This window comes from Vibrio sp. V42_P2S4T144 (assembly GCF_009904715.1).
Lineage (GTDB): Bacteria > Pseudomonadota > Gammaproteobacteria > Enterobacterales > Vibrionaceae > Vibrio > Vibrio alginolyticus.
In genome coordinates this window covers 1-4517 of the sequence record NZ_WXWS01000238.1, presented here as the reverse complement: position 1 = coordinate 4517, position 4517 = coordinate 1, and the positions used below count along the sequence as shown (strand labels likewise).

5 protein-coding genes are annotated in these 4517 nt (G+C 44.2%); 4 read left to right on the top strand and 1 reads right to left on the bottom strand.

Annotated features, from left to right (window positions below; translation table 11 throughout):
• Positions 1-49 precede the first annotated feature (49 nt).
• The 4 genes from CAG68_RS08280 (at position 50) to xthA (ending at position 2442) form a co-directional block, all read left to right on the top strand.
• Positions 50-835, top strand: a complete 786-nt coding sequence (locus tag CAG68_RS08280) for a sulfite exporter TauE/SafE family protein (protein ID WP_005387866.1) — start codon at positions 50-52, stop codon at positions 833-835.
• Positions 832-1377: a primosomal replication protein gene (locus CAG68_RS08275; RefSeq protein WP_005378431.1), complete on the top strand. Its 546-nt coding sequence runs from the start codon at positions 832-834 to the stop codon at positions 1375-1377. Before CAG68_RS08280 ends, CAG68_RS08275 begins: the two co-directional genes overlap by 4 nt.
• Positions 1377-1541, top strand: a complete 165-nt coding sequence (gene rsmS / locus CAG68_RS08270; protein ID WP_047100850.1) for a pleiotropic regulatory protein RsmS — start codon at positions 1377-1379, stop codon at positions 1539-1541. The genes CAG68_RS08275 and rsmS overlap by 1 nt, the downstream gene beginning before the upstream one ends.
• A 94-nt stretch (positions 1542-1635) precedes the next feature.
• Positions 1636-2442 carry an exodeoxyribonuclease III gene (gene xthA, locus CAG68_RS08265; RefSeq protein WP_065274299.1) on the top strand — a complete coding sequence of 269 codons (807 nt, stop codon included), beginning with the start codon at positions 1636-1638 and terminating at the stop codon, positions 2440-2442.
• A 93-nt stretch (positions 2443-2535) separates the two neighbouring features.
• Here xthA and CAG68_RS08260 read toward each other — a convergent pair.
• The coding region (locus CAG68_RS08260) for an ImpA family metalloprotease (protein ID WP_161440998.1) at positions 2536-4517 on the bottom strand (1982 nt) is incomplete at its 5' end.

The window sequence follows — 4517 nt, the reverse complement described above, 5'->3', positions numbered from 1 at the left end:
CACTACCTCCATTTAAACGTAAAATAGAATATTAGAAGAATCACCATTTATGGAAATGATTGAGCCAACCATGCTGTTGGTGTTGGCGCTTGTCGCTTTTGTCGCAGGATTTATTGATGCAGTTGCCGGTGGTGGTGGCATGCTTACCGTACCTGCTCTACTTTCGCTAGGCTTGCCGCCTCATATTGCACTAGGCACCAATAAACTTGCCGCTACCTTTGCTTCTTCTACTGCAGCATTTACGTACTACAAAAAACGTCTATTCAAACCTCAATGCTGGAGGCGTGCATTCGTGGCAACACTCGTCGGAGCGACATTAGGTACGCTATTTGTAGATGCGATTAGTACGGATTGGCTGGAAAAAGGATTGCCGCTTGTTATTTTGGCAGCAGCGTTGTATACCGTTTTTCATAAAACACCCCACTCTGCTCATCAAAGTCCAATACCCGAGCCTTGCCCAAAACTTCATAAAAAACAGTACATGCAAGGCTTATCCATAGGATTCTACGACGGACTCGCAGGGCCTGGAACTGGGGCTTTTTGGACAGTAAGTTCAATGGCGCTGTACCGGCTGAATATCTTGCTCGCCTCTGGCTTAGCAAAAGCAATGAACTTTACCAGTAACTTTACCTCTTTGATCACTTTTGCATTCCTCGGACACATCAACTGGGTGCTAGGCTTAACAATGGGAGTATGTTTAATGGCTGGTGCTTTTGTTGGCGCGCACTCCGCTATTAGATTTGGTTCTAAATTCATTCGTCCTGTATTTGTTACTGTCGTCAGCATACTAGCCATTAAATTGGCTTATGACGCATGGTTTGTAGGTTTGTCATGAACATTTCTCAACTCCAGGAAAATCTAGAACAAATGGCGAAGCAAGCCGCTGTTCTTGACCGTCAAAGAGGCGAACATCATGTTCCGCTTTTTGATGAGCGTTTATTTGGTTGCCGCTCTCGCTTACTTACTCCTTGCGTAAAAGAAGCAAAAGCCACGCTGGATGCGATTGTGCGTGAGCAAAATGAAGGTAAGCTCACCGCTTTGCGTGCTGAGTACCTCACTGAACGGTTAGTGGCGCAAATCGGTGCGATTCAACGCGAGATTTCTACCACTAAAATTCGTAAGAATGAAATCAAACATAGCAGCCATTTCCGTAAGCCTATCAACGTGCTTTATCAGGAGCTCGCTCAACACCAAGAGTGGGCAAGACGCTTGCGCGAGATGGTGTTAGAAAAAGAACGTGCTGTCGAAAGCGCTCCTAGTTTTATGCGTGCCGACGCTCAAAAAGTATTACTAGCAACCGAGCAACGTTTAGCGCGTTGTGAAGCAGCACTTCTTAAGCTAGAGAACCAAATTACACATAGGGAAAAACATCAATAATGGCTGACCAACCAACCTCGCCTTTAGATGACGCACCTGAAGAGATCAAACTGGCTGTCGATTTAATCTATTTGCTTGAGAGCAATGAGATAGATCCAGAAATTGCGCTTAACGCTTTAAAGATCGTGCAAAACGACTTAGAAAACAAATTAAAAGCAAAGTAGCTCAGAGCGTTTCACTCCTTTCACCGAGACTCATTTTCAGTGCTCTTACACAATGATACTATTCATAAAAAGTACGCCCCCAAAAGGATAAATAATGAAAGTAATCAGCTTTAACATCAATGGACTACGTGCGCGACTGCACCAACTCCAAGCGCTAATCGACAAACACCAACCTGATGTGATTGGTCTTCAGGAAATTAAAGTTCACGATGAAGCATTCCCGATTGAAGCTGTCGAAGCCATGGGCTACAAAGTGTATTTTCATGGTCAAAAAGCACATTACGGCGTAGCAATGCTTTGTAAGCAAGAGCCTCTACACGTACAAAAAGGGTTCCCGACGGATAACGAAGAACATCAAAAGCGCATGATCATGGCAACGTTTTTAAATGAAAACGGCGAAAAGGTCACTGTGCTAAACGGCTATTTCCCTCAAGGGGATAACATCAGCCACGAAACCAAATTCCCATACAAGCGCCAATTCTATAAAGATCTGATGACCTACCTAAACGATCATCACAATAACGACGAGCAATTAATTGTTATGGGTGACATCAACATCAGCCCTATTGATGCAGATATCGGTATCGGCGAACCAAACCGTAAACGTTGGCTAAAAACAGGTAAATGTTCATTCCAACCTGAAGAGCGCGAATGGTTGAAAACCTTACTAGACTGGGGCTTTGTGGACACCTTCCGTAAGCTATACCCAGAGGTGAACGATCAATTTTCGTGGTTTGACTACCGTTCTCGCGGTTTTGATGATAACCGTGGCCTACGAATTGATGTCATTTTGGCAACCCCTTCTCTAGCGAAAAAGTGTATTGAATCTGGTATCGACTATGAGCTTCGTGGTATCGAGAAGCCTTCAGATCACGCACCAATCTGGTCGACATTTAAGTAATATATTGCAAAGCTATAAGCGAGACTCAACGCTAAGCTTAGTCCAATAAAAAGGGAGACTCAGTCTCCCTTTTTCATACAAATTACCATTTAATCACTGATTCAGCGGCCAAACTGTTTGACCATCAATAGTTATCGGTGTTTGAGCAAATTCGTTCAGACAGTAGCCTGTATTACTACTTGCAAAGTAAGTGAGCGGCATCGGCGGTAGATTCAGCGCCACAACCTGCTGTTTCGCTTTTTCTGTGAACGAGAACCCCCACATATCGAGATAGTTAGTCATATCTCGCTGAGAAATGTAGCTCAGAGCAATAAGCAACCAGTCGTTGTTCGAGATGCTATTTGCTTCTTCCCGAGAGTAGTTGGCGAAACCAATACTCAATCGTCTCTCATCCCAAAGCGCATCGTCCGATTTTAAGCGGTTAAACTCACGTTCAATCAGGTGCAAGCGCGCCAATAAATGCCAACCATTTTTAAGCACACCTTCATGCTGCGCCGCCATCATCATTTGAATGTAAACACGAGCGCCCCAACTCCAACTGGTTTGATTTTGCGCTGCCATGTATGCGTTTGGATCCGCTTGAGTTCGGCTAGCTTGCAATAATTCAAACTGGCCTTTGAAATCCAAGCTTTGGCAGGTTGAAACTTTCCCCGTATTCTGGAAGAAACGAGACTTACTGTAATACGAGTAGTAATTGGTCGTTGAATGCCCTTCCCAGCCTGAAAATCGGAATCGACCTTTTTCTAAACCATGACCAAGCTCATGTAAATCACCGTGACCGAGTGGGCTGAATGACCAGTAAGCATCGTAAGGGTTACCCGAACAACCATAACCACACGTCGCTTGGTCAGCGTTCATGTGCTTCACTATATCAATATTGGCGATTTCCCAACCTTGGTTTTGGGCGTATTGAATAATTTCAGGCACTTCATCTATGCCCGGCCCTTGGAAACCTGCCAGCACATGCGGGTAGTTGTGAACATATTCTTCTGTTGCAAGCGCCATTTCCGAAGGGGTAGACCACATTTCATCGTTGACCGACTCCAACATTTTGTCGCGCTTTGAGTGTACTTCAAACCCAGGAGTGATCAGCTCAGCCCAATCGAATAAATTGGCTTCTAACTGTTGAATAAAAGCGTCGTTGTCCTTCTCACTTCTCCAAACTGGATGCTGTGCCACATGATTAAATTTCAGTTCAACCGGAACATCATTTTTGTCAAAGTGAACCTGTACTGGACCACCATAAGGAGAAGTCAGCGTGATGGTTTCACCCGGCTTCACTTCATAGCCGAATGAAGTCAGCAGTTTTGGTCGCGTGTATCCATCTTTGCTGAACTCATGAGTTGCACCACTTCTTAAAGTGTTGATGACAATCTTAGTCGCCACATCATTGCTGTCATTACGTTTAACCGTAAAGGTTTCCCCAGGAAGTGCATACACACCAGCCGAACGGAAGTTACGCTTTGATTCCATATTAATCGTTGCACTGATTCTCTTTATGTCAGGGCTAAACTCACTACGGCTGAAGTTCCCCATATTTGGTTGTTTTGGGTTTACGCTTCGGCTGTTGTATTGCACGTAATCGGCAAAGTACGACTTTAGGAATTCGGTCATTTGGGTTGATTGTTTGTCCATCGGGAAGACAACCGTTTGACGATAATGATCAGCCAGCAATACCATGAGTTTTTCGTATTGGTAGCCGTTTTGATTAAACAAATCTACTTTTTGTTCATCAAGCTTTTGCAACCAATGGCGAATGCTGTTTGCCCCTGCATAAAATTGACTGTCCATATTCGCAGTGTCAGGGCAGGATTTGTCATCACACAGTGACAAGTCAACGTTGAAATTTTGAGATTCAAAACGAGACAACAACGCTTGTTGTGTAATAACAGAATCCGGCACAACGTTCATCAACGATGAAGGTTCCCAGTCGACCAAGCCTAACTTACGCCAATAGTTATCTCCCACATAATCAACATGGAATTTTTCCAAAATGTCTTGGCCAAGATCAGTTAGTCCTCCATCCCAATGCAGGTATAGAACAGGAATTTGGGCTTGCTCAGCGTATTCCAAAG